Annotated in this window: 21 protein-coding genes, 1 pseudogene and 2 riboswitches; of the genes and pseudogenes, 11 read left to right on the forward strand and 11 right to left on the reverse strand. The window is 71.2% G+C overall.

From position 1 onward, the window contains the following. Positions 1–68 precede the first annotated feature (68 nt). The 3 genes from ABH926_RS45295 (at position 69) to ABH926_RS45305 (ending at position 2485) form a co-directional block, all read left to right on the forward strand. On the forward strand, positions 69–752 hold the full coding sequence (locus tag ABH926_RS45295) for a maleylpyruvate isomerase family mycothiol-dependent enzyme (RefSeq protein ID WP_370373205.1): 684 nt from the start codon (positions 69–71) through the stop codon (positions 750–752). 87 nt (positions 753–839) lie between these two features. Further along, positions 840–1673 (forward strand): acyl-CoA thioesterase, encoded by an 834-nt coding sequence (locus ABH926_RS45300; RefSeq protein ID WP_370373206.1) that lies wholly within the window; start codon positions 840–842, stop codon positions 1671–1673. Between the two features lie 122 nt (positions 1674–1795). Beyond that, positions 1796–2485, forward strand: coding sequence for a lysophospholipid acyltransferase family protein (locus tag ABH926_RS45305; protein WP_370373207.1), 690 nt, complete (start codon positions 1796–1798; stop codon positions 2483–2485). A gap of 29 nt (positions 2486–2514) precedes the next feature. Here ABH926_RS45305 and ABH926_RS45310 read toward each other — a convergent pair whose 3' ends face one another. Both ABH926_RS45310 and ABH926_RS45315 read right to left on the reverse strand, forming a co-directional pair. After that, on the reverse strand, positions 2515–3543 hold the full coding sequence (locus ABH926_RS45310; protein ID WP_370373209.1) for a hypothetical protein: 1029 nt from the start codon (positions 3541–3543) through the stop codon (positions 2515–2517). Then, entirely contained in the window at positions 3540–4322 is a 783-nt protein-coding gene (locus tag ABH926_RS45315) for an ABC transporter ATP-binding protein (RefSeq protein ID WP_370373210.1), read from the reverse strand. The genes ABH926_RS45310 and ABH926_RS45315 overlap by 4 nt, the downstream gene beginning before the upstream one ends. Before the next feature lie 180 nt (positions 4323–4502). On the opposite strand from ABH926_RS45315, the pseudogene ABH926_RS45320 reads away from it, so the two are divergent. From ABH926_RS45320 to ABH926_RS45330, 3 genes and pseudogenes are all read left to right on the forward strand, one after another. Beyond that, positions 4503–5192: pseudogene (locus ABH926_RS45320) on the forward strand (histidine kinase); the annotation flags it as partial. 16 nt (positions 5193–5208) lie between these two features. Continuing rightward, on the forward strand, positions 5209–5760 hold the full coding sequence (locus ABH926_RS45325; RefSeq protein WP_370373212.1) for a sensor histidine kinase: 552 nt from the start codon (positions 5209–5211) through the stop codon (positions 5758–5760). Next, positions 5757–6419 carry a response regulator gene (locus ABH926_RS45330; RefSeq protein ID WP_370373214.1) on the forward strand — a complete coding sequence of 221 codons (663 nt, stop codon included), beginning with the start codon at positions 5757–5759 and terminating at the stop codon, positions 6417–6419. The genes ABH926_RS45325 and ABH926_RS45330 overlap by 4 nt, the downstream gene beginning before the upstream one ends. A 99-nt stretch (positions 6420–6518) precedes the next feature. On the opposite strand, the gene ABH926_RS45335 is transcribed toward ABH926_RS45330, so the two are convergent. Next, complete coding sequence (locus ABH926_RS45335) at positions 6519–7670, reverse strand: tetratricopeptide repeat protein (protein ID WP_370373216.1); 1152 nt, start codon at positions 7668–7670, stop codon at positions 6519–6521. 362 nt (positions 7671–8032) lie between these two features. Here ABH926_RS45335 and ABH926_RS45340 point away from each other — a divergent pair, with 362 nt between their 5' ends. Continuing rightward, complete coding sequence (locus tag ABH926_RS45340; protein ID WP_370373218.1) at positions 8033–8839, forward strand: GNAT family N-acetyltransferase; 807 nt, start codon at positions 8033–8035, stop codon at positions 8837–8839. A gap of 62 nt (positions 8840–8901) precedes the next feature. Here the strand turns inward: ABH926_RS45340 and ABH926_RS45345 are convergent, their stop codons facing one another. The 3 genes from ABH926_RS45345 to ABH926_RS45355 all read right to left on the reverse strand — a co-directional run bounded on the left by ABH926_RS45345 (position 8902) and on the right by ABH926_RS45355 (position 11948). Next, a complete protein-coding gene (locus ABH926_RS45345; RefSeq protein WP_370373220.1) occupies positions 8902–9255 on the reverse strand; it encodes a VOC family protein in 354 nt (117 codons plus the stop codon). A gap of 49 nt (positions 9256–9304) precedes the next feature. Next, complete coding sequence (locus ABH926_RS45350) at positions 9305–10120, reverse strand: CPBP family intramembrane glutamic endopeptidase (protein WP_370373222.1); 816 nt, start codon at positions 10118–10120, stop codon at positions 9305–9307. Between the two features lie 340 nt (positions 10121–10460). Beyond that, positions 10461–11948 (reverse strand): glutamate-cysteine ligase family protein, encoded by a 1488-nt coding sequence (locus ABH926_RS45355; protein ID WP_370373224.1) that lies wholly within the window; start codon positions 11946–11948, stop codon positions 10461–10463. A 114-nt stretch (positions 11949–12062) separates the two neighbouring features. Here ABH926_RS45355 and ABH926_RS45360 point away from each other — a divergent pair, with 114 nt between their 5' ends. Both ABH926_RS45360 and ABH926_RS45365 read left to right on the forward strand, forming a co-directional pair. Continuing rightward, positions 12063–13931 carry a substrate-binding and VWA domain-containing protein gene (locus ABH926_RS45360; RefSeq protein ID WP_370373226.1) on the forward strand — a complete coding sequence of 623 codons (1869 nt, stop codon included), beginning with the start codon at positions 12063–12065 and terminating at the stop codon, positions 13929–13931. 345 nt (positions 13932–14276) lie between these two features. Further along, a complete protein-coding gene (locus ABH926_RS45365) occupies positions 14277–14510 on the forward strand; it encodes a DUF5999 family protein (protein WP_370373228.1) in 234 nt (77 codons plus the stop codon). A 138-nt stretch (positions 14511–14648) separates the two neighbouring features. Here the strand turns inward: ABH926_RS45365 and ABH926_RS45370 are convergent, their stop codons facing one another. Next, positions 14649–15395, reverse strand: coding sequence for a phosphotransferase enzyme family protein (locus tag ABH926_RS45370; RefSeq protein WP_370373230.1), 747 nt, complete (start codon positions 15393–15395; stop codon positions 14649–14651). Between the two features lie 179 nt (positions 15396–15574). Here ABH926_RS45370 and ABH926_RS45375 point away from each other — a divergent pair, with 179 nt between their 5' ends. Further along, a complete protein-coding gene (locus tag ABH926_RS45375) occupies positions 15575–16849 on the forward strand; it encodes an MFS transporter (RefSeq protein WP_370373232.1) in 1275 nt (424 codons plus the stop codon). Between the two features lie 83 nt (positions 16850–16932). Here ABH926_RS45375 and gcvP read toward each other — a convergent pair whose 3' ends face one another. Continuing rightward, complete coding sequence (gene gcvP / locus ABH926_RS45380) at positions 16933–19947, reverse strand: aminomethyl-transferring glycine dehydrogenase (RefSeq protein ID WP_370373234.1); 3015 nt, start codon at positions 19945–19947, stop codon at positions 16933–16935. A gap of 66 nt (positions 19948–20013) precedes the next feature. Next, a riboswitch (glycine riboswitch) is annotated at positions 20014–20128 on the reverse strand. After that, positions 20129–20214, reverse strand: a riboswitch (glycine riboswitch). Positions 20215–20305: 91 nt separating this feature from the next. Between gcvP and ABH926_RS45385 the strand changes: the two genes are divergently transcribed. After that, on the forward strand, positions 20306–21106 hold the full coding sequence (locus ABH926_RS45385; protein WP_370373237.1) for a GNAT family N-acetyltransferase: 801 nt from the start codon (positions 20306–20308) through the stop codon (positions 21104–21106). A 46-nt stretch (positions 21107–21152) separates the two neighbouring features. On the opposite strand, the gene ABH926_RS45390 is transcribed toward ABH926_RS45385, so the two are convergent. The 3 genes from ABH926_RS45390 to ABH926_RS45400 form a co-directional block, all read right to left on the reverse strand. Further along, positions 21153–21803: a GNAT family N-acetyltransferase gene (locus ABH926_RS45390; RefSeq protein ID WP_370373239.1), complete on the reverse strand. Its 651-nt coding sequence runs from the start codon at positions 21801–21803 to the stop codon at positions 21153–21155. A 163-nt stretch (positions 21804–21966) separates the two neighbouring features. After that, entirely contained in the window at positions 21967–22932 is a 966-nt protein-coding gene (locus ABH926_RS45395) for an SCO2521 family protein (protein WP_370373241.1), read from the reverse strand. Next, the gene (locus ABH926_RS45400; protein WP_370373243.1) at positions 22932–23888 is read right to left on the reverse strand and encodes an SCO2522 family protein; all 957 of its coding nucleotides are present in this window, start codon (positions 23886–23888) and stop codon (positions 22932–22934) included. The genes ABH926_RS45395 and ABH926_RS45400 overlap by 1 nt, the downstream gene beginning before the upstream one ends. Between the last annotated feature and the right edge of the window lie 2 nt (positions 23889–23890).

The raw sequence follows: 23890 nt of genomic DNA on the forward strand, positions 1-23890 counted from the left end.
ACCACATCGTCGACTATTGATGGATCGTGCGACCCTCAACCCTACAGACAGAAAGGCTGCCAACTGCCATGACCTCCGCCGGAGAGCACTACCGCGTCATCCGCATGCAGCTCACCGAGCTGGCCTCGGAGCTCTCGCCCGAGCAGGCCGCCACGCCGGTGCCGGCGCTGCCGGGCTGGAGCGTGCGGGACACGTACGCCCACCTGGCCGGGGTCAGCGCCGACATCGTCGCCGGCACCACCGGCGACCCGCACGACCCGGCCTGGACCGCCGGGCACGTCGACACGCGGCGGGAACGGTCGCTGGCCGAGGTCTGCGCCGAATGGGCCGCCAACGGCACGGCAGTCGAGGCGGTCCTGGACGATCCGGCCGGGCGGCGCGGGGTGTTCGCCGTGTTCGACGTCTTCCACCACGGCCACGACATCCGCGGCGCGCTCGGGCGGCGCGGGGCGCGCGACACGCCCGAGGCCGCGTTCGTGGCGACCCTGATGACCAAGTTCAAGCGCGGCGGCTGGGCCGAGGCCGGGCATCCGCCGGTCGAGCTGGCCGCCGACGCCGGCTCCTGGCGGCTCGGGGCGCCGCAGGGGGATCCGGTCGCGGCGCTGGACACCTCCGACTTCGAACTCTCCCGGATCCTGGTCGGCCGGCGCTCGCGCGCGCAGATGCTGGCCGCCGGCTGGACCGGCGACCCGGAGCCGATCGTGGACCTGCTGCCGGTGTTCGGGCCGCCCGTGACCGACCTCACCGAGTAGCCACGCCGACGAGCGCGCCGCGCGGCGCCTAAACTCAATCCGCACACCACCGCCAGGTGAGAACAATCCGCCCCCGGGAGTCGCCCCTTGGCCACCTTCGAGTCCCTCATGGACCTGCTCGAGCTGGAGCGGATCGAGGACGACCTGTTCCGCGGCGCCTCGCCGGACACCGACGTGCAGCGCGTCTTCGGCGGCCAGGTCCTGGGGCAGGCGCTGTCCGCGGCCACCGCCACCGTGGAGCCGGACCGCAGCGTGCACTCCCTGCACGGCTACTTCCTGCTCCCCGGCGACCCGGCGGCGCCGATCGTGTACGAGGTCGACCGCTCGCGCACCGGGCGGTCGTTCTCCACCCGCCGGGTGGTGGCGCGCCAGCACGGCCGCAACATCTTCGTGATGTCGGCGTCGTACCAGATCCCGGAGCCGGGCCTGGACCACGCCGACCCGCGGCCGGACGCCCCGGACCCGGAGTCGCTGCCGGCCATCCCGCCGAGCCCCGCCGACGACGGCGAGGACGCGCTGTGGAACATCCTGTACCGGCGCTGGACCGCCTTCGACATCCGCCGGGTGCCGGACACCGGGCCGGAGCGCCGGCAGGTGTGGCTGCGCACGTCGGCGCCGCTGCCGGACGACCCGCACCTGCACACGGCGGTACTGGCGTACGTGTCGGACCTGACGCTGCTGTCCACCACGCTGATCCGGCACAAGCTGCTGCCGCACAAGGAGGTGCAGATCGCCTCGCTGGACCACGCCATCTGGTTCCACCGCGCGGCGCGCGCCGACGAGTGGCTGCTGTACGACCAGGCCTCGCCCTCGGCCTCGGGAGCCCGCGGGCTGGCCACGGGACGGCTGTTCACGCGGGAGGGGACGCTGGTGGCCACGGTCGTGCAGGAAGGGCTGCTGAGGGTCAACCCGGCACCCTGACATATCGCCGAAACCGGCCGCATCCCCCCATGCCCGGCCGGCACCGACCACACAGGCCGATCCGCTAGTCTCGACGGCGTCCCACCGACCCGCCGCCCCAAAAGAATGAGGTCAGCGCGCAGATGTCCGTGTACCAGGCGGCGAAGTTCTTCGTCGAGCCCCTCGTGAAGCTCGTCTACCGGCCACGGGTCGAGGGCCTGGAGAACATCCCCGCCACCGGCGCCGCGATCCTGGCCGCGAACCACCTGTCGTTCTCAGACTCCTTCTTCATCCCGGTGGTGGTCCCCCGCCACGTCACCTTCATCGCCAAGGCGGAGTACTTCAACACCCGCGGCCTGAAAGGGATGTGGAACAAGTACTTCTACGCACGCTTCGCCGGCGCGGTCCCGATCGACCGGTCCGGCACCCGCAACGCGACCACGGCGGCCCTGGAGGGCGCCGTGGCGGTGCTGGAGGGCGGCGGCCTGTTCGGCATCTACCCCGAGGGGACGCGGTCGCCCGACGGGAAGCTGTACCGGGGCCGGACGGGGATCGCGGAGATCGCGCTGCGCTCGGGGGCGCCGATCATCCCGATCGGCATCGTCGGGACCGACCGGGTACAGCCGCCCGGCAAGAAGATCCCGCGACTGAGCCGGGTCACCATCCGGATCGGGGCGCCGCTGGACCTGGCCGAGGCCAAGGCCCTGAGCAAGCCGGCGCTGGTGCGGCGGGCGATCACGGACGAGGTGATCGAGGAGATCCAGAAGCTGTCGGGGCAGGAGTACCGGCCGGTTTACGCCTCGGATGTGAAGGAAGGGAAGGCGGCCGCCTGAGGGGGGCGCTCGCTGGATCTCCCACCGCCTCACGAAAGCCGCACCGTCCGGATCCACAGAACGCCACCGGCAGCCAGCAGCACCGCGGCAGTCAGCAGAATCGCGCTCTCGATCCCCTGGAACTCCCAGAACCGGTTCGCGGGCTGGTATTCGACGACCTGCCGCAAGTTCTGCTTCGCCAGGCAGTCGTCGGTCTGCGGCATCGCGAGGTTCGTGCACTGCGTGGTGCCCAGCATCGTGAACGTGTGCCCGTCCGGCGTGACGGTCCGGTCGGTGACGATCCACGCGCCGGGGATGTCGATCGGCACCGTCACCTGGCCCTCGGTGCCGAACCTGGCCGATTGGAGTGCCGGGGCGGTCAGGACCGGGCCGGTGATCGTGATCGGTGCGACCAGGTGCGGCCGGATCCATGTCGGCACGGTGAACTGGACCGCGGCGACGATCACGAGGGCCGCCGCCATCGCCGGCAGGGTGCGCCGGATGAGCACGCCGAGCGTGACGCCCACGACGAATCCCAGCGCCGCGTATCCCAGCGGGACGGTGCCGCGTGCGTCGAACACGACCTTCTGGAACCGGCTGATCTGGGACCCGCCGCCGACGGGGAAGCCGCCGGCGGCGTCGATCGGGGCGGCCCACCAGCTCAGCATGAGGCTGATCAAGCCGGCGAAGGCCATGCTCGCCAGGCCCAGCAGCACGGTCTTCGTCAGGGCCCAGCGCGTCGGTGTGACGCTCTGGTGCCAGACGAATCGCAGGGTGCGGCCCTCGACCTCGCGGGTGATCGTCGGCGCGCCCCAGAAGGCGCCGATCAGGGCCGGGGTCAGCAGGAGCAGTCCGAGGCCGGTGAAGTACAGCGCGGGGTAGGTCGCGTCCGCCTTCATCGCGGTGAGGAAGGTGGTCGTCCGCGCGGCGCAGGACGCGTGGCACGAGGGCAGGCCGCTGGTGTCGTACAGCCCTGAGAGCCCCGACGCGGTTGTCGCCAGGGCGATGCCGAAGGCCAGGACGACGGCCGCGGCGACGATGACCGAGGCGCGGAATTGGCGGTAGGTCAGCCAGATCATTTCCGGGTCTCCACTTCCGGGTCCGGGACGCGGCCCATCTCCGCCAGGACGAGGTCTTCGAGGGTGGCCGGGGTAACCGGGGTGGCCTGGGCGGCCGGGGCGCTGTGCGAACCGGCGGGGGCGGCCAGCAGGTCGTCGACCGGCCCGGCCGTCCGGATGCGGGACGCGGTGATCACGATCAGGTAGTCGCAGAACCCCTCGAGGTCCGAGACCAGGTGCGAGGAGAGCATGACGGTCGTGGCGCGCTCGGTGACCGCGCTCCTGAGCTCGTCGAGGAACTCGCGGCGGGCCAGCGGATCCAGGGCGGCGACCGGCTCGTCGAGAACCAGCAGCTCGGGGCGTTTGGCCAGGGCCATCGTCAGCGCCAGTTGCGCGCGCTGGCCCCCGGATAGCCTGCCCGCCTTGCTCTTCGGATCCAGCCCCAGCCGCGCGATCCGTTGCTCGGCGTAGGGCCGGTCCCAGCCGGGGTTCAGGCGCGCGCCGAGACGGAGGTGGTCGGCGATGGACAGGCCCGGGTATGTCGGCGTGTCCTGGGCGACGAAGCCGACCTTGGCCAGCTGCCCCGGGCCGCTGCCGGGTCGGGCGCCCAGGACGCCGATCGTCCCGGCGTCGGGGGCCAGGTGCCCGGTGACCAGGTTCAGGAGCGTGGTCTTGCCGGCGCCGTTCGGGCCGACCAGCCCGACGACGCGGCCCTCGGGGATGTGCAGGGTGCAGTCGATCAGGGCCCAGCGTCTGCGGTAGCACTTGCCCAGGCCTTGGGTTTCGATCGCGGCGGTCATGGGTTTCCTCCTCGCGGTGGTTCGGCGACCTCGGCGCCGAGCACCACAGTGGCGATCGCGGCGTCGTGGATCGTCGGACTCCGGGACGGAGATCCGCGATGCCCTCCGGCCTGAAGTACGACGGGGCGGGTCGTCCCTGGGAACGACGCGCGCCGAGAACCGCGCGGGTACCGTCGTGGCATGAACGCCTCCAGCCCGCCGCTGGTCACAAGGCTCACGCGCGTGCGGCTGCGGCCGTGGCAGCGGGTCGCCGTCGACTGTGTCGCCGCCGTGCTGGCGACCGCTGCCGGCAAGGTGCCGTATCTGCGGTACCCGGGATGGCTGGCCGTCGTCGTTCTCGTGCTGGCGGCGCTTCCCGTCGCGGCACGACGGTTCTGGCCGCGTGCCGTTCTCGTGGTGGTCGCGGTCGGTACGGCGGCCGCCATCGCCGGGACCGCGGCCGACGCGCCGGCGTTCCTTCCGCTCGGGGCCTGCTATGCGGTCTCGCTGATCCCGCTGCGGTTCCCACGACGCGAGGCGCTCTGGCTGCTGTGCGGAACCCTGGCGGCTGTAGGAACCGGACTCGGGGGCTACGCGGTCGGCGCTGGTTCGGCCGCGACCGGCGACACCAGTCGGTTCGCGGCGGAGTGCGGGGTCTACATCGTGGCCGCGTGGCTGGCCGGCTATGCGATCCAACAGCAGCGTTCTTATACGGCGAAGGCGCGGGAACAAGCAGCGCAGCAGGTGCGCGAGCAGCTGGCGGAAGCCCGCCGCATCAGCAGCGAGGAACGGCTACAGATCGCCCGCGAGCTGCACGACGTCGTGGCGCACACCGTCAGCCTGATCGCGGTGCAGGCCGGCGTCGCCAACTATGTGGTGAAGACGAACCCCGACGAGGCGGCGCGCGTTGGCGTCCATCGAGACGACCAGCCGCGGCGCGCTGCGGGAGATGCGGGCTCTGCTGTCCATGCTGCGGGCCGACGGAACCGCCGACGGAACCGCGAACGGCATCACGGACGGCATCCCGAACAACATCGCAGTGCGGCACGAAGCCGAGCTGGTGCCCGTCCCGGGGCTCGCAGACCTCGATGCTCTCGTGGCGCGGACCGCCGAGGCGGGACTTCTGGTGGATCTGGAAGTCCATGGCGAGCGCAGTGCGCTCTCCGCGGGGATCGACCTGGCCGCGTACCGAGTGGTCCAGGAGGCGATCACCAACGTGGTCAAGCACGCGGCGACGGACAGCTGCCGGGTGAGGATCGGCTATGAGCAGGACGCGTTGTCTGTACAGGTGACGGACGACGGCAACGCCGGTTTCAGTAAGATCTCGGGTCTGGGGCACGGCATCGTCGGCATGCGCGAGCGGGTCGGCATGTACGGCGGCGAGTTCCACGCCGCACCGCTGCCCGGGCGCGGATTCCAGGTGACGGCTCGCCTGCCGCTGACGGAGGCCGGTTCGTGACTGTCAAGGTCCTGGTCGCGGACGACCAGGCTCTGGTCCGCGGCAGCTTCAGCCTCCTCGTGGACTCCGCGCCGGATCTGGTGTCGGTCGGCCAGGCGGCGACCGGCGCCGAGGCGGTGGACCTCGCCGAGCGCGAGCATCCCGACGTCGTCCTGATGGACATCCGCATGCCCGGCATGGACGGCATCGAGGCCACCCGCCGGATCACCGCCTCGCCGGCGGCGCCGGCCGTCCGCGTGCTGATCCTGACCACCTTCGACCTCGACGAGTACGTCTTCTCGGCCCTGCGCGCGGGGGCGAGCGGCTTCCTGCTCAAGGACACGCCGCCGGCCGACCTGCTGGCCGCGATCCGCGTCGTGGCCGGCGGAGAGGCGCTGTTGTCCCCGAGCGTCACTCGGCGGCTCATCCAGGAGTTCACGCGGCGCCCCGAGCCCTCGCGGCGCCCGCTCGGCGCCCTGGAGGACACCACCGACCGGGAACGCGATGTCCTGACCCTGATCGGGCTGGGCATGTCGAACGACGAGATCGCGGCTCATCTGCACGTCAGCCTGTCCACGGCCAAGACCCACATCGGCCGCCTGCTGATGAAGCTGAACGCGCGTGATCGCGCGCAGCTCGTCATCGCCGCTTACGACGCCGGGCTGGTCAAGCCCGCGTGATGTCCCGCGATCACCGCCGTGGCACGGCACGCACACAGGCCGGCGCCCCACGAACCTCGCGCGGCACCGGCCTGTGAGCTACCTCAAGCCCCTGAATCCCTAGGCGGTCGCGACGCCCCCGGCGTCCCCACCGGGCTGCACCGAGATCGCGCCCGACAGCACCGCCTGGGCCTCCGGGTGCCCGGCGGCGGCCGCCGCCTCGAACCAGGGCAGCGCCGCCTCGGGCCGGCCGCCCTGCTGGAGCAGCACCGCCGAGTTCCACATGGCCGGGACGTGGCCGGCGTTGGCGGCGGCCAGGAACAGGCGCTCGGCGTCGATCAGGGCGCCGGTCTGGGCGGCCACCACGCCGAGGGCGTAGGCGCCGGAGGGGTCGCCGGCGTTCATCGCGCGCTGGAAGGCCTCTGCCGCGCCCTGCTGGTCGCCGGTGGCCAGCAGGACCTGGCCGTAGACCACCTCGGCGCCCGGGGCGTCGGATTCCCGGCCCCGCTCGGCCGCGGTGAGGGCTTCCTGGACTTCGCCGCGGGCCAGGGACAGCAGGGCGAAGTTCACCTGCGCGTGGCCGTCGCCGTCCTCGGCGCCGCGCTTGAAGCAGTCCATGGCCTCCTCGACCTCGCCCTGCATCAGCAGGACGTTGCCCAGGTTGTTGACCGCGCGGACCTCGCCGGCCTCGACCGCCTTGCGGTACCACTCCGCGGCCTGGGCCAGGTCGCCCCGGCGCTGGGCCAGGACGCCGATGTTCGCCATGGCCGAGCCGACTTCGGCCTCGGCGCCGCGGCGGTACCAGAACTCGGCCTCGGCCGGGTTGTCCCAGTGGTTCATGCGGCCCAGGTTCACCGCGGCCTCGGACGAGCCGAGGGCGACGGCCTGGCTGAGCCAGGCCACCGCGGCGTCGTTCTCGCCGCGCACCGCCAGCAAGGTGCCCAGGTTGTTCGCCGCCTCGGCCTCGCCGAGCTCCGCCGCCGCGGCGTACCAGCGGACCGCCTGGTCGAAGTCGTCACGGGCCTGATACACCAGGCCCAGGCCGAACATCGCGGCGCGGCTGCCCTCAGCCGCCGCCGGCGCGAACACCGTCTCGGCCGCCGCCAGGTCCCCCTGCTCGAAGGCCACGAACCCCGCCGCCACCACCGGATCGGCGTCGAACGCCGCGGCCGGCGCCTGCGTCTCCAGCTCCGTCACCGCACCGGCGCCACCGACCTGGAGCCCGTCGGCCTCTTCCGCCCCGCCGCCGAACTGCTGCTCTACCTCGGCCACGCTAGCCTCTCCCAAAACTTGAGCCACTATCCCCACCCGGCGACCCTCGCCGAGGAACCACCAAAGAAAATCACACCGGCCGACAACCGGACGACAACGGGAGTATCCGGCACGACCCCCGCCGCACGCCAGTCACCACACCGGATCGATATCCCGCGGGGGTCCGGCGGGCGGCTCACCGCCGACGAGTCATGCCCCGGACATCGGTGCGAAACCCGGCGGTCATCCGACCCCGCCGAGGCCGCCGCGACGCCGGGCCCCAGGCCCCCCGAACCAACCCACTGACCTGCGCTGTTACCCCGCAAGAGTGCCAACCTGGAGTGTCGCGCGACGAAGACCGTCAGGTCGTGGATGATATGCGCATGCGTTCCCCCGTCACGCTCCACGGCAACCTGTGCCGCCTGGAGCTCATGCGACCGGACCACATCGACGGTTTGCTGCTCGCGGCCACCGCCGACCGGTCCACCTACGACTTCACCTACGTGCCGCGCGACCACGACGCAGTCGTCCGGTACGTGGCCCTGGCGACCTCGGACTTCGCCGCCGGTGTCGCCGTCCCCTTCACCACCATCGCGATCGACCCGCTGACCGGCGAGGAACGCATCGTGGGCACCTCCCGCCTGCGCGAACTCGAGTACTGGCGGGCCGGGGTCTGGCCGCCGCGGCACGGCCACGTCAACCCCGACGGCCGGCCGGACGCCGCCGAGATCGGCTCCACCTGGCTGCACCCGTCGGCCCAGCGCACCGGCATCAACACCGAGGCCAAGCTGATGATGCTCACCTACGCCTTCGAGACCTGGGACGTGCACCGCGTCAGCCTCAAGACCGACGTGCGCAACACCCGCAGCCGGGCCGCGATCAGCGCCCTGGGCGCGCAGTTCGAGGGCATCAAGCGGGCGCACTTCCCGGCCGCCGACGGAGGCGTGCGCGACAGCGCCCTGTTCTCCATCGTCCGCGCCGAGTGGCCGGCCGCGAAGGCCAACCTGGAGGCCCGCCTCCAGCGCTACCTGGACCGCGCCACGACCGCGGCCCTGGAGCCGGTGCTGGAGCCCTCGGCGGCCGTCATGAACGTCGAGGCGCACCTGGTCGAGCCGCTGCCGCTGGACACCACCATCGCGACCGCCCCGGTGGCCCCGGTAGTACAAGCGCCAGCCATTCCGGCGGTTTAAAGCTCGACAGCACAGCACCAGCACCGGCGAGCCTCACAGACGTTCACATACGACACAGACGTTCATGTACGGCTCAGAGGCTCGTACACGACCACCGACCACCCATCCGGCCCGGTCACCGTGAACCGCACCTCATGCGGACCGGTGACCGGGCCGGCGACGTCATAGCCGGCCCCGGCCAGCCGCTCGGCCGCGGCCGCGGCGTCCGCGACCTTCACCATCGCCTGTGCCGCCCGCGAGGATTCGGCGCCGGAGGCCAGGGCCAGGCGCGCGCCGTTCAGGTCGAACTGCGCCCAGCGCTCGCCGTCCACGAACGTCGGCTCGATCCCCAGCACGGCCGACAGGAACCGCACGCCGTCCTCCAGCCGCTCGGCCGGGAACACCGAGGCCAGGCTCAGTGCCTTGTCGTCGGTCATCGAAAAACCTCCCCTATCTGACGATGCGTCAGGTTAACGGATGCGGGCCTTACTTGGGAGCCCCCGGGATACCGAGGTAGTGCGCCAGGTAGAGCCACCCGACGAAGGTCACCGTGTCGATCAGGCCGTGCGCGATCACCAGCGGCATCACCCGGCCCCAGCGCCGGTAGGCCCGGCAGAAGATCATCCCCATCACGAAGTTCCCGACGAATCCGCCGAAACCCTGGTACAGGTGGTAGGAACCGCGCACCAGCGAGGACATCACCTCGGACTTGTTCCGGGAGAACCCGAGTTGCTCGAACCGGCGCAGCAGGTACCCCAGGACCACGACCTCCTCGGTGACGCCGTTCCGGAACGCGTCCAGCACCAGGATCGGCACCCGCCACCACACGTCCGGCAGCGTCGTCGGGATCACCGTGGCGTTGAGGTTCAGGGCGTGCGCGACCACGTACAGCCCCAGCCCCGCGGTACCGATCCCGGCCGCCACCACCGCGCCGCGGGCCCAGTCCCGCCACCCCCCGGTCAGGTCGAACCCGATGGTGCGCAGCGAGGCGTTCTCCCGCATCAGCAGGTACGCCACCAGCGCCACGATCACCACGCTGAACCCCAGGTCGAGCACCTGGTAGGTGAAGTCCAGCCAGGGCCGCGGGGACTGCGAGGCGTTCAGCCCGGCCGCCTGCTGGTTCAGCGCCTGCTTCGCGGTCAGCTTGGCGATGATCGACACGAACGAGTACACCGCGGACTGGCCGAAGGACAGCGCCAGCACCACCAGCACCTCGAACCGCAGCAGCATCCGCCACCGGGCCTCCGGCACCGGCCCGCCCCCGCCCCCCGAGGGCGCCAGGCCCTCGTCCACCACCGCCACGCCGGCTCCTCACCCTCGCCGTCGGCCCGCACCGACCACCTCCCGGACGCCGCTGCGCGTCCGGCTCTGACCCCACGCATCATCGCAGCCGAAGCGCTGAACGGGCCGAACGGCGTGCCCGGTGGACAAGGCGTCACGGGTCCCGGACGGTCAGTTACCTTCGGGTAACAAAGTGGGCGCGGTCACGGTGAAACCCCGGTGCTCTCTTGTCCGGAGGTTCACCGCCGAACTACTGTTCCGCACCAGGCGGGACAAATACCGCACGAACACCCTTTGACCACGGCAAACGATGGAAGGCGGATGTCAGATGGACCGGCAGGCGAGCACGGGGGACGCGGGGCTAGCCCAGCGGCCACGTGTGCGCCGGCGCTCCGGTGATCATCAGGTCCGCGTACTCGATCGTGAGCCGCTCCAGCGCCGCGGCGCGGTCCAGGCCCTCGCCGCCGACCAGCTGGTGGAAGCGCCCCGACAGCCAGGTGGAGCCGTTGCGGCCGGTGGCGCAGCGGCCCTCGATGATCCCCAGGAACTCGTCCCGGTCGTGCGGATCGATGCCCAGGGCGTCCAGTCCGCGGCGCGCCGCCGGCAGCAGCTCGGCCACGACCAGCTCGCGCACCGGGACCGGGGCGCTGTGGCGGTCCTGGCGCCAGCGCAGCCGCGCGGCCAGGCCGTGCCGCGCCGCGTCGTGCAGGTTGCGCGCGGCGTCGTCGAAGGCCAGATGGCTCCAGACCGGATCGGGGTCCTCCATCATCGCCTTCACGCAGCCGTAGAAGAACGCTGCGTTGGCCAGCACGTCGACGACCGTCGGCCCGGCCGGCAGCACCCGGTTCTCCACCCGCAGGTGCGGCTTGCCCCGGGCCACGTCGTACACCGGCCGGTTCCAGCGGTACACGGTGCCGTTGTGCAGCCGCAGCTCCGGCAGGTGCGGGATGCCGCCCTCGGCCAGGACCTTCTCAGGGTCCTCCTCGGAGGAGACCGGCAGCAGCGCCGTGAAATACCGCAGGTTCTCCTCGAACAGGTCCAGCGGCGAGGAGATCCAGCGCTCCCCGAACCACACCCGCGGACGCACACCCTGCGCCGCCAGCTCCTCCACCCGGAAGTCGGTGGCCTGCTCGAACAGCGGGATGCGGGTCTCGGCCCACAGCTGGCGGCCGAACAGGAACGGCGAGTTCGCCCCCAGCGCCACCTGCACCCCGGCCAGCGCCTGCGCCGCGTTCCAGGCCGGCGCGAAGGTCTCCGGCGAGACCTGCAGGTGGAACTGCACCGAGGTGTTGCAGGCCTCGGGCATGATCGAGGCGAAGGTGGTCCGCAGCCGCTCCACGCCGTCGATCTGGACCAGGAAGTCCTCGCCGCGCACCTGCGCGATCTCGTCGTTGAGCAGGAAGTAGCGGTCCTCGGCGGAGAAGTTCTCGACCACCATGTGTGCCTCGTCCAGGGTCGGCAGGATGCCGATCATCAGGATCCTGGCGCCGGCGGCGCGCGCCTGGCGGTCGGCGTAGGCCATCGAGGTGCGCAGCTCCTCGGCCAGCTCGGAGAACACCGTGCCGACCAGCTTGTGCGGGGCGATGTTCACCTCCAGGTTGAACTGCCCCAGCTCGGTCTGGAAGTCGCGGCTGGCGATGCGCGAGAGCACGTCCTGGTTCACCATGATCGGGCGGCCCGCCGGGTCGACCAGGTCCAGTTCCAGCTCCACGCCCATCAGGGTGCGGCCGCGCTCGAACCGGTCCTCGGCGAGCATGCGCCGGAACACCTCGAAGCCGGCGCGCAGCCGCTCCCGGAAGCGCGTCCGATCGGCCCCGGTGAACTCGGTCGCGACCACACGCTCGCCCACGGGCGCGCCCCCTTGTCATCTCCGCCCGCGGTCGCGCGGGACGCCATCATCACGCCGACACTCGACCTCACACTACTGTCGGACATTCAGCGACGAAAGGGATCGTGACCACCCTTGGCAGGCAGGCATCGGTCCTATGAGGGCCCCGACAACTCCGCCCGCGCCCGCGGCGGCAACTCCGGCGGCCGGGGCGGCAACTCCGGCGGATCGTCGTTCCCGACCGGGCTGGTCGCGATCGGTGCGGTCCTCGTGCTCGCCGCCGGCGGCGGGTACGTGTACTACACGAAGAAGCACGACACCACCGGCAGCGCGGCGGGCGCCCACACGCCCGCGGCGGCCGGCAGTTCCTGCGCGGCGCCCACCACGCTGAACGTGGACGCCAACCCCGACGTCTACACCGCGGTCAAGGCCGTCGCCGACGGCATGACGGACCCGTGCGTGCACGTCAACGTCACCAGCGCCGAGGCCTCGGCGGTGGAGTCGTTCCTGGCCGGCACCGCCAAGGGCGGCGACGTCACCAGCGCCCCGGACGTCTGGATCCCGGACAGCAGCATGTGGATCGACGTGGCGCATGCCGGTGGCGTGAAGTCGCTGGCCGCCAACCCCACGCCGATCGCGACCAGCCCGCTGGTGATCGGCATGCCCAAGCCGGTGGCCGACGCCAACGGCTGGCCGGGCAAGCCCTTCGGCTGGGCCGACCTGCTGGCCAACGTCAAGAGCAACAAGCTGCAGAGCGCGGTGCCCGATCCGACCACCTCGGGGCCGGGTCTGGCCGCGATCACCATGCTGCGCGCCGCGGTGCTGGGCCCGGCCGGGACCGACAAGGCCAAGCAGACCCAGGCGTTGCAGAACCTCACATTGGTCTACCGGGTGATGAGCACCGGGGTCTCCAGCTCCATGAGCGCCCTGCTGACCAGCCTGCCGACCGACGGCGCGACCGCCGCCGGCTCCGGCGGCGTGGCGGCCTTCCCCGCCACCGAGCAGAAGATCGCGGCGTACAACACGGCCAGTCCGGCCACTCCGCTCGTGGCCCTGTATCCCTCGGATATGGGCACGATGATGATGGACTACCCGTACACCGTCAGCTCCAGCCTGGACGCCGCGCACGCCAAGGCCGCGGCCGACTTCCAGACCCTGCTGCACAGCCCCTCGGCCGTCAACACCCTGCAGAAGGCCGGGTTCCGCGACCCCAAGGGCGCCGCCGCCGGGATCCTCACCGCCGCCAACGGCGCCAACCCGGCCGTGCCGGCGCTGGCCCCGGCGGACAGCACGCACACCGCCGCCAGTGCCGCGCTGTCGGTGTGGAACGTGACCAGCGAGCAGACCCGCGGCCTGGTGGTCATGGACGTCTCCGGCTCGATGGGGCTGACCGTGGACGGGCAGTTCGACCCGACCACCCACGCCCCGCTGACCCGGCTGCAGATCACCGCGGCCGCGTGCGTGGCCGGGCTGCCGCTGTTCGGCGACAGCTCCCAGCTGGGCCTGTGGACGTTCACCACCAAGGACGCGGCCGACGGCGGCGGCACGGTGCACAACGAGCTGGTCCCGATGGGTCCGCTGTCGGCCCCGGTGGGCACGTCCCCGAGCCGGCGCCAGGCGCTGAACAACGCGCTGCAGCAGCTCAGCATCCAGCCGGGCAGCCGCAACGGCCTGTACGACACCATCCTGGACGCCTACAAGACCGTGCTGACCGGCTGGGCGCCGAACGAGTCCAACGCGATCGTGGTGTTCACCGACGGCAAGGACGACGGCCTGAACTCGATGAGCGCCGACCAGCTCATCACCAAGCTGAACGCGTTGAAGGCGGCCAACCCGAACCACCCGGTCCGGGTCATGATCGTGGCGCTGGGCAGCGGCGTGGACCTCACGACGCTGTCGCGGATCACCGCGGCCGCCAACGGCCAGGCCCTGCACGCCGACACCCCGGCCGACATCGGCTCCGCGGTGATCGCCGGCTTCGCGGGCCGGCTGAACGACCAGTAGTCAGACTGTCCGACCGGTGACCGGACGGCCACCCGAGCGTGGCCGTCCGATCACTCCGAGATCCCCCTTAGGGAAGCCGTCCCTAAGAGCAAACAACTACACCCGGAAAGCTCAAGCAGAGCTCAGCGCGACGAACCGCTGACACCCCGGTCACGTCTAGTCAGTAGTGACTATGTGACCGGCTCCGGACGCCACACCAGAGCACTACATTCCCCGAATGCCCGAGTCACGTGACCGGATTTCCCTGCGCAGTGGCGTGTGACGCGCGACACTAGGGAGCACTGGTTCAGACCACACAACGGCGACCCGACCGAAAGGCCGCCCCGAGAACGAAGAAGTACGACCATGACGACGATGACCGCCACCCGCCCCGGCTCCGGGCACGCATGCCACCACCACCCGTGCTGCCCGGGCGCGGCCGAACCCGATCGCGATGCCGCGCTGGTCGTGGTCGCGCACCCCGAGCAGGGGTGGTCGCTGCTGTGCAACGGGATCGTGCTGTTCGACGACACCGGCGAGCTGCTGCCCGACGGCCAGGCGATCGCGCCGCACCGGCCGACCGACCGCAGCGCGGCCTGAGGCCCTCAGAACGCTTTGGGACGCACGGCAGATCGCCAAACCATCGGTGACATCCGGGTCCGGCCATACCGGACCCGCACAGCCCCCGACGGAGATGACGCACCCTTGAAACAGCGAATGACTTCTTAGGCAGTCCGGCTACTCCAGCGCCGCCTCGAGAACCGCGCGATGCCGTTCGATGAAGGCGATGTTCCGCAGGTAGTAGCTGTCATGCCCCTCGGCGACATGCCGGGAGAACGCCGGATGACCGGCCGCGGCCTGACTGCGCATGAACCCGACCAGGTGCTCCAGCCGGGCGACCACCGTGTCGATCAACACGGCCCGATCCGGCTCGCCCAGGCCGTAGGCGTCCCCGAACAGCGCCAGGCGCCGGGCCTGCTCGCCGGCGTCCGCGCCCTCCTCGACGAGCTGGACGAAGCGGTAGGCCGCGTAGGCCACATCCCACACCCGCGAGGCCGGATGCGCCGTGTCGAAGTCGATCAGCGCCACCGGAAGACCTTCGTGGAAGACCGTGTTGTACGGTGCCACGTCGCCGTGGCAGACCACTTCGAACGGCTCCCGGGGCTCGAAGTACCACGCGGCTCCGGGCGGCGGGACGAAGTCGGCCGTCGCGTCATGCAGGCCGCGCAGCAGGACCGCCATGGCGGCCAGGGCCTCGTCGGAGACCACGAGCTCGGATCCGGGGACGTCCCCGGCCACGAAGTCGAGCACTTCCCGGCCCTCGGCGTCGAAGCCGTGAGTCCGCGGCGCCCCGGTGAAGCCCTTCGCCGCAAGGTGGTCCAGCACCGCGTGGACGGACGGTGTCCACTCCCCCGCCGGCCGGTGCACGCGGTCGCCGATCCGCACGACCGTGTTGACTCCGCCGGCCATCGCCTCGTCGCTCATCACAAGATCGTTGCATGAGTTCGTTCACTGAGTGGCCCCCGTGATCCGGCTCCACTACGATCACCATCGTGTTCCACACCTCTCGTGCGTAAGGACCCACGTCGACCGCCTCGGCCACCGGCCGTGCCGCGGTCCGTCGGTGTCCCCTGCACGTGATCCCACGGTGAGGAACAACTCCCATGTCTTCGTACCTGGCGGTACTCCGCCTGCCCTTCGCCGCGCGCACTTTCGCCACGGCTCTCATCGGGCGCCTGTCCTACGGCACGGTCGTCCTGTCCATGACGCTCGCCCTGGCCTCCGGCCGCGGCTCGGTCAGCCGCGCCGGCGAGGTGGTCGCGGTGTTCGCGCTGTCCGTGGCCGCCTTGGCGCCGGTGCGCGCCCGGCTGATCGACAGCCGCGGCATCCGCCGTGTCCTGCTGCCCCTCGCGCTGTCCTACGCGGCCGCCTTGGCGGGCCTGGCGGCGGCCACCTGGCGCCCCGGCGCACCGCTGTGGCTGCTGGAGGGCCTGGCCCTGGCCGCCGGGGCCACCGCTCCCCCGCTCGGCCCGACGATGCGCACGCTCTGGCGCACGATGTGCGGCCCGGACCAGGCGCTGATGCAGCGCGCGTTCAGCCTGGACACCGTCGCCGAGGAGGTCATCGGCATCAGCGGCCCGCTGCTGGTCGGGCTGCTGATCCTGGTCGCGAACCCGGCCCTGGGCGTGCTGCTCAGCGCGGCCCTGGTCGCGGTCGGCACGGTGGCGATGATGACGTCCCCGGTGATCAGTACGGTCACCGTCACCGCCGCGCGGACCGCCAAGGCGCCCGCGACCGCCGAGCACGGCCAGAAGGCCCGCCGGACCGGCTCGGGACGCACCCTGTCCCGCATCCTGGACCCGCTGTCCGCCGCCGCCGGCGTGGGCATCGGTCTGGGCGCGCAGAGCCTGGCGATCGTGGCCTTCGCGATACACCACCACCAGCCCTCCGCGATCGCCTGGGCCGACGCGGGAATGTCGGCCGGGAGCATCCTCGGCGGCCTCGCCTACGGCGCGGTGAGCTGGCGCGTCCCCAGCCGCACCCGGCTGCCGCTGCTGACGGCCGCCCTGGGCCTGAGCATCGCGACGGCGGGGCTGGCCCCGAACATCTGGGTCCTGACCGCCATCGCCACCGCCTCGGGCGTGTTCGTCTCGCCTCTGATGACCTGCGCCTACCTCGTCGCCGACGAACTCGCCGACGAGCGGTCCCGGACCAGCGCCGGCATGTGGGTCAACAACGCCTTCAACGCCGGCTCCTCCAGCGGCTACGCGGCGATGGGCCCGGCGCTGGCGCGGCTGCCCCTGGCCTGGTGCTTCACCATCGCCGCCGCACCGGTCCTGCTCGGCGCCGGGGTCGCGCAGGCTTGGCGCCGTACGCATACCGGCCAACGGCAGGAGCAGCCCACCACCGAAACCATGCCCGAGGCGGTCGCTGTCTAAGGATCTCGCTCGCGAAAGACGAAGCGCCCCGCAGACCACGAACTCGGTCTGCGGGGCGTCCGCCTAAGCACCAACGGCGACTGTCAGTCCTCGAAAGCCTCCGGCGCCGGGCACGAGCACACCAGGTTCCGGTCCCCGTAGGCACCGTCGATCCGGCGCACCGGCGGCCAGTACTTGTCCGCCGGGGTCACGCCGGCCGGGAACACGGCCTCGGCGCGGTCGTAGCCGTGCTTCCAGTCGCCGGCGAGCATCGCGGCGGTGTGCGGGGCCTGGCGCAGCGGGTTGTCCTCACGGTCCAGCTCGCCCGCGCCGACGCGGTCGATCTCGCCCTTGATGGCGAGCATGGCGTCGCAGAAGCGGTCGAGCTCGGCCAGGTCCTCGCTCTCGGTGGGCTCGATCATCAGGGTGCCGGCCACCGGGAAGGACATGGTCGGGGCGTGGAAGCCGTAGTCGATCAGGCGCTTGGCCACATCGTCGACGCTGACGCCGGTGTCCTTGGTGATCTGCCGCAGGTCGATGATGCACTCGTGCGCGACCAGGCCGTTGGGGCCGGTGTAGAGCACCGGGTAGTGCCCGGACAGGCGCTTGGCCACGTAGTTCGCGGAGAGGATCGCGTACTGCGTCGCGCTGCGCAGGCCCTCGGCGCCCATCAGGCGGATGTACGCCCACGGGATCGGCAGGATGCCCGCCGAGCCCCACGGCGCCGAGGAGACCGGGCCGACGCCGCCGGCCGCGTTCTCCGCGGTCCGGGGCCCGGCGACCGGGTGCAGCGGGTGGTTCGGCAGGTACGGCGCCAGGTGCGCGCGCACCGCGACCGGGCCGACGCCCGGACCGCCGCCGCCGTGCGGGATGCAGAAGGTCTTGTGCAGGTTCAGGTGCGAGACGTCGCCGCCGAAGCTGCCGGGCTTGGCCAGGCCGACCATCGCGTTCAGGTTCGCGCCGTCCACGTACACCTGGCCGCCGGCGGTGTGCACCAGGTCGCAGATCTCGGTGACCTCCTCCTCGAACACGCCGTGCGTGGAGGGGTAGGTGATCATCAGGACGCTGAGCGCGTCGGCGTGCTTGTCGATCTTCGCCTTCAGGTCCGCGACGTCGACCGAGCCGTCCTCGCGGCTGGCCACGACCACGACCCGCATGCCGGCCATCACCGCGGAGGCGGCGTTGGTGCCGTGCGCCGAGGACGGGATCAGGCAGACATCGCGCTGCGCCTGGCCGTTGTCCCGGTGGTAGGCGCGCACCGCCAGCAGCCCGGCCAGCTCGCCCTGCGAGCCGGCGTTCGGCTGCACCGACACCCGCGCGTAGCCGGTGACCTCGGCCAGCCAGCCCTCCAGCTGCCCGATCAGCGACAGGTAGCCGGCGGCCTGGTCCAGCGGCGCGAAGGGGTGGATCGCACCGAACTCCGGCCAGGTGATCGGCTCCATCTCGATGGTCGCGTTCAGCTTCATGGTGCACGAGCCGAGCGGGATCATCGACCGGTCCAGCGCGATGTCCCGGTCGGCGAGCTTGCGCAGGTAGCGCAGCATCGCGGTCTCGGAGCGGTGCGCGTGGAACACCGGGTGCGTCAGGAACTCGGTGGCGCGCAGGTGCTCGCCGAGCGCGTCGTCGGTGGCCGCGTCGAGCTCGTGCACGCCCGCCGCCTCCTTGCCGGTGACGCCGAAGGCCGACCACACGGCCCGCAGGTCCGCCCAGCCGGTGGTCTCGTCGCAGGACACGCCGACGGTGTCCTCGTCGACCAGCCGCAGGTTCACGCCCGCGGACAGCGCCGCGCGCCAGACCTCGGCGGCCCGGCCCGGGACCCGCACGGTCAGGGTGTCGAAGAACGCGGTCGGCACGACCTCGACGCCGGCCTCGCGCAGCCCGGCGGCCAGCACCGCGGTGTAGCGGTGGGTGCGGCGGGCGATCGAGGTCAGGCCCTGCGGACCGTGGTAGACCGCGTACATGCCGGCGATCACGGCCAGCAGCACCTGCGCGGTACAGATGTTGGAGGTCGCCTTCTCGCGGCGGATGTGCTGCTCGCGGGTCTGCAGCGCCAGCCGCAGCGCCTGGTCGCCGTCGGCGTCCACGGACACCCCGACCAGGCGGCCGGGCAGCGAGCGGGACAGGTTCTCGCGCACCGCCATGTAGCCGGCGTGCGGGCCGCCGAAGCCCAGCGGCACGCCGAAGCGCTGCGTGGAGCCCACGGCGATGTCGGCGCCGGCCTCGCCGGGCGAGGCGAGCAGGGTCAGGGACAGGATGTCGGCGGCCACCGCGACCAGCGCGCCGCGCTCGTGGGCCGCGGCGGTGATCGCCTTGAGGTCGCGCACCTGGCCGGAAGCCCCGGGGTACTGGACCAGCACGCCGTAGAACTCGCCCTCGGGCAGGGTGTCCGCGGCCAGGTCGGCCAGCGCCAGCTCGATGCCCAGCGGCTCGGCCCGGGTCTGCAGCACGGCCAGGGTCTGCGGGAAGACGTCGGAGTCCACCAGGAAGCGCGCCGACTTGGACTTGGAGGCGCGGCGGGCCAGGGTCATGGCCTCGGCGGCGGCGGTGCCCTCGTCCAGCAAGGAGGCGTTGGCCACCGGCAGCCCGGCCAGGTCGGCGACCACGGTCTGGAAGTTCAGCAGCGCCTCCAGCCGGCCCTGGGAGATCTCCGGCTGGTAGGGGGTGTAGGCGGTGTACCAGGCCGGGTTCTCCATGACGTTGCGCAGGATCACCGGCGGGGTGAAGGTGCCGTGGTAGCCCAGGCCGATCATCGGCCGGAAGACGCGGTTGCGGCCGGCGATGTCGCGCAGCTCGGTGAGCACCTCGGACTCCGAGCGCGCCGGCGGCAGGTTCAGCCGCTCGGTGAGCCGGATGGAGCCGGGCACGGCGGCCTCGGTCAGCGCGTCCAGCGAGGCGTAGCCCAGCAGCGAGAGCATGCGCGCGGCGTCGGCGGCGTCGGGGCCGATGTGCCGGTCGGCGAACGGGGAGCTCTGCTCCAGCTCCACCAGCGTCGGGCGGGCCCCGACGGCGGCGGTGGCGTACAGGTCGTGGGGGGTGGCGGGCTGCGCGGGCACCGTACCGGAACCGCCGGCGGAGTCGTCTCCAGCCATGCCGTGCAGATCCGTGAGCACTGCGGTCACTGTTGTGGCCTCTCAGGCGGACGCTCTTAGACGTCGGGTGGTGGATTCGCGCCTCCCGCGGATCCGTCCTCCCCCTCTGTCGTGGAACCTGAGAGTTTCACCGCGGGCGGGGTCCGAACGACCCGCGGCTTACACCTTCGGTGAGGGCTCCGCCGCAGCTCGGCCCTGCTTTCCAGAGTTGCCTGCCCGAACGGTCCTTTTGCCTGAGAGTTTCCGGGGAGGGTTGCTCCTTCGGCGCCCACGAGGGGTCTCTCCCGTTCGAGGTAGACGGCACTTACGACGGTATCAGCGCCACCACCGCCTGTTCTAATCCCATTAACCGTTTGCCCCAGCCCGGCGCCGATGGTGGGCTGACCCGGTGACCTCCCCCACCACCGACAAGGACCTGCTCGCAACCTTCGACCTGCGCATGCGCGCCGAGGCCGAACCCGACGAGCCCGGCGCCCGCATCGAACCCGCCGACGGCGTCCTGCGCCAGGTCGGCGCCCTGCCCACGGACTGGCACGGCGTCATCCACTCCGCCTTGGACGCCGCCACCGCCGACGCCGCGATCCAGGCGCAGATCGCCTACTTCCGCACCCTGGGCGCCGACTTCGAGTGGAAGCACTACAAGCACGACGAACCGGCCGATCTCGGCGAGCGCCTGCTCGCCGCCGGCTTCCAAGCGGACGATCCGGAGACGCTGTTCGTGGCGGAGATCACACAGCTGTCGGGCGCCGGCCTGTCCGAATCCCTGCCCGAGGGCGTCTCCCTGCGACCGGTGACCACCGAAGCCGACGCCGATCTGGTCGCCGAAGCCGCCGACGCGGCCTTCGGCGGCGGAGGCGACCGGGCCCGCGCCCGGGTCCTGGCCCGCCTGGCCGCCGACCCCGAAACGGTCTGGACCTGGCTCGCGATGGCCGGCGACCGTCCGGTGAGCGCGGCCCGCATGCTGGTCCACCCCGGCACCGGCTTCGCCAGCCTGTGGGGCGGCGGCACCGCCCCGGAGTGGCGCGGGCGCGGGATCTACCGCGCGCTGGTGGCGCGGCGGATGCGGGTGGCGACGGAGCTGGGGTGCCAGTACTTGCAGGTGGACGCTTCGGACATGAGCCGGCCGATTCTGGAGCGGCTGGGGTTCCGGGCTTTGAGCGTGACGACGCCGTACGAGTACCAGTTCTGATGCGGGGGCCTCGCCCCAGCCTGCCGGCCGTCCAGCCACCCGGGCGTCAGTAGAAGTCAGGGTCCGCCGGCACCTGCGGCACAGCCACCCCGTTCACCCGTCCTCCGGCCGGCATGTCGCCCTCCTCGTCCGCAGCCGGCGACTGCGGCTTGGGCCGCGCCTCCAGCCTCGGGTAGTGGCGCGCGCCGGGGCCGGCGCGCCCGACCTGCCCGGTCGGCTGCACGGCGGGGACACGCTGCTTGAGCAGCAGCGACATGACCATGCGGTCCTCGCCGGGGCCGAGGTGGTTGCGCCGCTCACCGGTGTCGATGAAGCCGAAGTTCTCGTACAGCCGCCGGGCGACCTTGTTGGTCGACTTCACCAGTAGCCGGATCACGTTCATGTCGGAGTCGTAGAGGCGGTCGATGGTCGCCTGGAGCAGGACCGTGCCCCACCCCCGGTGCTGCCGCTCGGGATGGATCGCCATCCCGAGGATCCACCCGACGTGCGGATCCTCACCCCGGGCGTTGACCGAGTGCCCCCACACCCCTTCCTCGTCCTCGGCCAGGAGCCAGAACCCGCCGGAGGGGTCGTAGATCACGTCGAGCGCACTGCGCGTGAGGCTATTGGTCCCGAACGCGGTGGCCTCCAGTTCGGCGATCGCCGCTATGTCGTTCTTCAGGACACCGCGAAGCCGCGGAGGCACATCCTCACTCACGAAGTCTCCTCCAGGAGCCAGCACCGGTCGCCAGACGATCTCTCCTTCCTCCGGGTGTACCCGGTACGGGTAGGCCGAAAGCACCGGGCTGGGCCGGACTGGCGCGGAGTCGGGGGACGTTTGAGGGCTTCGCGGGGCATCGTGCGCCTTTTTCACGTCCTGATCAGGTTTCAAGATGCAGGACCTCTTCGATCATCTTTCGTGTCAACAGCGACACCTTGTCCCGTACCCGGGTCAAAGTGGACTGCCATTCCCACGTCAGTTGCGTCTCCTTCTCCAGCTCCTGCCAGAACCCGCGCATCTGGTCGGGCAAGTGCGCCGTCGGGTTCCAGAGGTGGCCGAGGTAGGTCAACGCCGGGTCGAGCTCGTCCTCGGGCCGACGTCCGCTGTGGGCCCGGGTGGAGCGGTCGAAGGCGTTCTTGAGGGCAGCCAGGAGCCAGTCATGCAGAGCCAGGATTTCGCAGAATTCGACGAACTGCGGCACCAACAACGCCGGCGTGGCTATGCGGACCCGCGCTAACCCGTCCTCGCATGCTTCAACCAGGACATAGGGCTTGGCGTCTTCCTGGATATGCACCGCCCACAGCAAGCGACCGGTCTGGGTGCGTAGGCGTGCCTGATGGTCGATCTGGGGAACCCGGTCCAGCAGCGACATCACATAGGAGCTGGTCTTCCCCAAGTCCAGAACAGCGCGGTCCGTCCTGGCCTCCAAGAACCCTCTCACGAGTCTTGCGGGGTCTGCCTTGTTGATGACCTCGCCGAGACCGGGCCGCGCCGCGTAGTACATCCAAGGAAGCCGCCTCTTGGTGTTGTCCAGCACGACGCCCATGCTCGCCGAGCCCTGAAGCACGTGGCCGGCTGTGAGAACGGCCCGGCCGCGCGCCGTCCCGATCACCCTTGGCTGGGCACCGGTATCCACGGCCAGACGGCAGTCCAGACCGAAGAACAGGTCCGGCGATACGACCTGCTCGACCGGATGCCGGCGCCAGGACGCCCCGACACCGGGCAGCAGCGCCAGCGCCTGACGAGCCGCCGCCAACGCAAGCGGCTCCGAGGTGTTGAGCAGGCCGGTTGTCACCGCCCCGAGGACGACCTGCGGTTGATCCGTCGGATCAGCGGGCCGCACCATCAGCTTTCGCCCGGGAGGAAGTGGTAGCTGAGGCGGTCGGCGGCGTTTCGCGGAAGCCGGATGTTCTCGTCCGCCGCCCGCAGACCGATCGACTCCACGACCGGCGCGTCGAGCATGACGTGATCGATGATGGTCTGGACCGTGTGCGCGATCGGCAGGAAGCGTGCCGGCAAGATGCTCACCGAGCGATAGGCGTAAAACGGCTCGGCGCGCGGGTTGGCCCTGATGATGTCAGGGAGATCGCTCCACTGCGCACACCGCCTACCGTCCCAGTCCGTGACCTCGAGTGCCGGTGCGCCGTCCTCGCGCAGCAAACCGAGCCGGACCAGCTGCCACACGGCGGACAGAAACGGGCTCGAATACCGGCGGTGGCTCAGGATCTCCTCCTCGTTCGCACCCGGCTCGGCGTGACCATGCCAGAGCTCAATGTCCAGGAAGATCGAGTGGCTGCGCCCGCCGTACTCCAGCGCGGGCTCCCACACACGCTCCTGCATGACGCCGAGAACAGCTGCGTCGCGCGGCGGTCTGCCGTTGGCCAGCCACCCCGATCGAGCGGTCGGTGGACGCCCGCCATTGGAACGCTCGGGCTCCGGTTCTTCCAGGATGCGCCGAGTGACGAGTTCAGCTGTCCAGAAGCCATCCGAGCGCCGCACAAAGGCGGACTCTCTGGCGACGTAGTCGATGGTGACACCGGCTTCCGCCGCCAGGCGCACCAGCTTCTCGATGACCGTCGGGGCGTCGGACCGGCGTGAGAAGTAGTCGTCGAGGAGGAAACAGGTGCTGACCCGCGGGGTCTCGTCACCGCTGATCGCCGAGGCCCTGGCCGCGTCCAGCCAGGGCCTGATCCGCTCGAATTGGGCGCGTATCGACTCTTCGCCGTTCTCGAAATCTCCCATGTAGAGGTGGCCGACCTCGACCGACAGATGTGACAGCGGCAGGTTCTTCACAGAAGCCACTG

Origin of the sequence: Catenulispora sp. GP43 (assembly GCF_041260665.1) — a bacterium.
Taxonomy (GTDB): domain Bacteria; phylum Actinomycetota; class Actinomycetes; order Streptomycetales; family Catenulisporaceae; genus Catenulispora.

Excerpts from the sequence above, each read along its gene's own strand:
- ABH926_RS45375 (WP_370373232.1), top strand. The coding sequence starts at position 15,575 with ATGTCTTCGTACCTGGCGGTACTCCGCCTGCCCTTCGCCGCGCGCACT.
- ABH926_RS45395 (WP_370373241.1), bottom strand. The coding sequence starts at position 22,932 with ATGGTGCGGCCCGCTGATCCGACGGATCAACCGCAGGTCGTCCTCGGG.
- ABH926_RS45295 (WP_370373205.1), top strand. The coding sequence starts at position 69 with ATGACCTCCGCCGGAGAGCACTACCGCGTCATCCGCATGCAGCTCACC.
- ABH926_RS45345 (WP_370373220.1), bottom strand. The coding sequence starts at position 9,255 with ATGACCGACGACAAGGCACTGAGCCTGGCCTCGGTGTTCCCGGCCGAG.
- ABH926_RS45315 (WP_370373210.1), bottom strand. The coding sequence starts at position 4,322 with ATGACCGCCGCGATCGAAACCCAAGGCCTGGGCAAGTGCTACCGCAGA.
- ABH926_RS45305 (WP_370373207.1), top strand. The coding sequence starts at position 1,796 with ATGTCCGTGTACCAGGCGGCGAAGTTCTTCGTCGAGCCCCTCGTGAAG.
- ABH926_RS45310 (WP_370373209.1), bottom strand. The coding sequence starts at position 3,543 with ATGATCTGGCTGACCTACCGCCAATTCCGCGCCTCGGTCATCGTCGCC.
- ABH926_RS45340 (WP_370373218.1), top strand. The coding sequence starts at position 8,033 with ATGCGTTCCCCCGTCACGCTCCACGGCAACCTGTGCCGCCTGGAGCTC.
- ABH926_RS45365 (WP_370373228.1), top strand. The coding sequence starts at position 14,277 with ATGACGACGATGACCGCCACCCGCCCCGGCTCCGGGCACGCATGCCAC.
- ABH926_RS45370 (WP_370373230.1), bottom strand. The coding sequence starts at position 15,395 with ATGAGCGACGAGGCGATGGCCGGCGGAGTCAACACGGTCGTGCGGATC.